4 protein-coding genes and 2 pseudogenes are annotated in these 3832 nt (G+C 30.6%); all 6 read right to left on the bottom strand.

The window, feature by feature from the left end:
• Positions 1 to 293, bottom strand: a 293-nt coding sequence (locus HMPREF0202_RS15500) for a GDP-mannose 4,6-dehydratase (protein WP_245576454.1), incomplete at its 3' end; no start/stop codon positions are given.
• 123 nt (positions 294 to 416) lie between these two features.
• Positions 417 to 1190 (bottom strand): annotated as a pseudogene (gene rfbD, locus HMPREF0202_RS15495) (dTDP-4-dehydrorhamnose reductase); the annotation flags it as partial.
• Complete coding sequence (gene rfbC / locus HMPREF0202_RS06715) at positions 1187 to 1741, bottom strand: dTDP-4-dehydrorhamnose 3,5-epimerase (protein WP_023052356.1); 555 nt, start codon at positions 1739 to 1741, stop codon at positions 1187 to 1189. The gene rfbC and the pseudogene rfbD, both read right to left, overlap by 4 nt.
• Before the next feature lie 30 nt (positions 1742 to 1771).
• Positions 1772 to 2644, bottom strand: coding sequence for a glucose-1-phosphate thymidylyltransferase RfbA (gene rfbA, locus HMPREF0202_RS06710; protein ID WP_023052355.1), 873 nt, complete (start codon positions 2642 to 2644; stop codon positions 1772 to 1774).
• Between the two features lie 12 nt (positions 2645 to 2656).
• Entirely contained in the window at positions 2657 to 3532 is an 876-nt protein-coding gene (gene galU / locus HMPREF0202_RS06705) for a UTP--glucose-1-phosphate uridylyltransferase GalU (protein ID WP_023052354.1), read from the bottom strand.
• Positions 3516 to 3832, bottom strand: a pseudogene (locus HMPREF0202_RS06700) (phospho-sugar mutase); the annotation flags it as partial. The pseudogene HMPREF0202_RS06700 and the gene galU, both read right to left, overlap by 17 nt.

Genomic DNA, 3832 nt, shown 5'->3' with positions numbered 1-3832 from the left:
GTCCAGAAAGTTTTAGCAACTTCCATTAGATTTTGCGTTCCAAGTATATTTGTCTCTAAAAATATCTGAGGATTTTCTATACTTCTATCTACATGACTCTCTGCTGCAAAGTTTACAACATAATCGATATCATGTTGCATAAATATATTTTCAACTAGTTCTCTATTACAGATATCTCCCTTAACAAAAGAAACTCTTGAGTCTTTTAACTCCTCTCTTATTGTTCCAAGATTTCCTGCATAAGTTAGTTTATCTAGTACAACTAACTTTATATCGTTATGCTTTTCTAACATATATTTAACAAAGTTTGCACCAATAAACCCTGCTCCACCTGTTACTAAATAAGTTTTTCCAACCTTTAAATACTCATCAACTCTACTACGCCAGTTAGGTATTTTTATTCGCAAAATATTCTCTATTTTTCTGCTACTTAATTTTGAATATTTAGGTCTAATATCATAAGATGTAAAATCTAAACATCTTCCCTCTAAAATATTTCCTTTATATCCTAACCTTTCTAAAATATATTTTCCTTGTTCATAACGAGATGTTTCTTCAGAACCACTTAGATGATATATTCCATAATCTCTATCTCTTAAATTTAATATTTTCCAAGTTATTTCAACTATATCTTTTGTACTTGTAGGAGATGATATTTGATCTGTAGCTATTTTTATACTCTCTCTAGTATTAGCCCAAGTTTTTACCTGTTCTATAAAGTTTTTACCCTCTTCACCAAAAACCCAAGATACTCTAAAAATAAAAGTTTTTCGATTTTCTTCTAAAGCTAATCTCTCTCCTAAAGCTTTACTACGCCCATAGACAGATATTGGATTTATCTCATCCTCTTCGATGTATTCATTACCTTTATTTCCATCAAAAACAAAGTCTGTAGAATATGTTACAAACTCAATCTTTCTTTCTCTACATATTTTAGCTAAATTTTCAACTGCATAGGCATTTATCATATATGCACTATCCTTTTCCTCTTCAGCTTTATCAACTAAATTATATGCAGCGCAGTTAATTACTAAACCTACATCATTTTTTAAAATATAATCTCTCACTTTATCAAAATCAGTTATATCCAACTCTAGTCTATTTGGTGCTAAGAAATCTATACTATTTTTCTTAAAAAATCTTTGAAACTCTGTAGCTAATTGTCCTGCTCCACCTGTTATCAGTATCAATTTATCTCACCACCTTTTTCTAAAAACTCTTTTAGTGTACTTTGGTTTTTATCTTTTTCAGATATTATTAGATCCTTCACTTTTAAACCATACTTTTCTAGTTCCCAATCTATCTTCAAATCTTTATCACTCCACAATACTCCTGACTCAAAAGCTGGTGCATAGAAATCTGTACATAGATACTCTATCTCTGTATCATCTTGTAGTGTTAAAAAACCATGAGCAAAACCTTTAGGTACAAACAGCATTTTTTTGTTATTTTCACTTAAAACTATTTTAAAATATTTTCCAAAGGTTTCACTACCCTTTCTTAAATCTACAACAACATCTAAAATCTCTCCTTTTAATACTCTTATTAGTTTTCCTTGAGCTTGCTGTTTTTGAAAATGTAACCCTCTCAATACTCCAAAACTACTTTTAGAGTGATTTCCTTGTACAAACTCCTCATCTATTCCATATTTTAAAAGTTGTTGTTTATTGAAGAATTCATAAAAAAATCCTCTTTCATCACTATATATTTTTGGTTCTATTACCACTAGTCCTGTCATCATAAAATCACCTCATAAAAAAATAACCATGAATTAATCATGGTTTTTTAATAAACTAAGCAGATACTCTCCATAAGATGTTTTCTCTAGAGATCTACTACGCTCTAAAAGTTTGATATCATCTATCCAACCTTTATTATATGCTATTTCCTCTAGACATGCAATCATAATTCCTTGTCTAGTTTGAATAGTTTTTACAAAGTTACTAGCTTCTAAAAGTCCATCAAAAGTTCCTGTATCAAGCCAAGCCATACCTCTTCCAAGGCTTATAACATTTAGTGTATTTTCTTTTAAATACATCTCATTTATAGAGGTTATTTCTAACTCCCCTCTTTCTGATGGAAGTACTGCTTTAGCTTTCTCTATAACACTATTGTCATAGAAATATATTCCGGGAATAGCGTAGTTAGATTTTGGATTTTTAGGTTTTTCTTCTAAAGAAACTACCTTTCCATCACTATCAAACTCTACTACTCCAAAATCTTTTGGATTTTTTACATAGTAACCAAAAATTGTCGCTCCACGCTTATTGCTTACAGCTTTTTCTAGCATTCCTGTAAATCCGTGACCATAAAAAAGGTTATCTCCTAAAATTAGTGCCACAGAATCATCATCTATAAACTCTTCACCTATTATAAAGGCTTCAGCTAATCCTTTTGGTGATTCTTGAATCTCATAACTAATAGATAAACCTAACTCTTTTCCATCTCCTAGTAACTCTTGAAATACTAAAATATCTCTAGCTGTAGAAATTATCAATATCTCTCTTATCCAAGCAAGCATAAGAATAGAAAGAGGATAATATATCATAGGTTTATCATATATTGGTATTACCTGTTTATTTATTGCTTTAGTCACAGGATATAGTCTCGTTCCTGAACCACCTGCTAGTATTATCCCTTTCATCTTCTCACTTCCTTATATCTCTATAGTTCTTAAATACTCTTTCAACTCCTCACTTGTTTCACTGTTACGTAAACCAAACTCAATATTAGCTTTTAATAATCCAATTTTATTTCCAATGTCATATCTTGTTCCATCAAAATTATAAGCTAAAACTTTTTTATTATCATTTATCATAGCTAAAATTCCATCTGTAAGTTGAATCTCTCCACCTGCACCTGGAGCTGTATTTTCTAAGTATTGAAATACATCAGGTGTTAACAGATATCTTCCTAAACAAGCTTTCAGTGATGGTGCTTCTTCTAACTTTGGTTTTTCCACAAAATCACACATTACTACAGTTTTAGAATCTAAATCTTTCACTGGTTTTATAACTCCATATTTAGATACATCTTTAGATTCAACCTCTTGAACTCCAATTATAGAAGACCCATACTCTTCATACTTCTCAATTAATTGTTTTGTTACCTCTTTCTCTGGATTATACATAATATCATCTCCAAGAGCTATAACAAAAGGATCATCTCCTATAAAACTTTTTGCTTTTAGTATTGCATGTCCAAGTCCTAATGGATGATTTTGTCTAACATAATATATATTTGCCATTCCGTGAATAGTTTCAACTTTTTCTAAAAGTTCATCCTTTCCATGTCTAGCTAAAGTATTTTCTAACTCATAAGAGTGATCAAAATGATCCTCAATAGAATTTTTATTTCTTCCAGTTACAATTAGTATATCTTCTATTCCTGATTCTACTAGTTCCTCAACTATATATTGTAGGGATGGCTTATCAACTATGACCAACATCTCTTTGGGCTGGGCTTTTGTTGCGGGTAAAACTCTAGTTCCTAATCCTGCTGCAGGTATAACTGCTTTAGTAACTTTTTTCATCTACAAACTCCTCAAACTCTTTCATAATTTTCATTAATTTCTCATTTGCTTCTGTCTCTGTTTTTCCAACAACACAGAAGTAATATTTTATTTTTGGTTCTGTTCCAGAAGGTCTAGCTGTAATATATGTATTATCTTCTAATACAAATTGAATAACATCAGATTTTGGTAATCCTTCGTATCCAAGACTAAAATCTCTTTTTGATATTACTGTTTTCCCAAGTAAAGAATCAGAAACGTTGGCTCTAAGAGTTGACATTATTTTACCAATAGCTTCAACACCATCTTTTCCTTTTTTTG

It is taken from the genome of Cetobacterium somerae ATCC BAA-474, from assembly GCF_000479045.1.
GTDB lineage: Bacteria > Fusobacteriota > Fusobacteriia > Fusobacteriales > Fusobacteriaceae > Cetobacterium_A > Cetobacterium_A somerae.
This window is presented reverse-complemented; position numbering and strand designations above follow the sequence as displayed.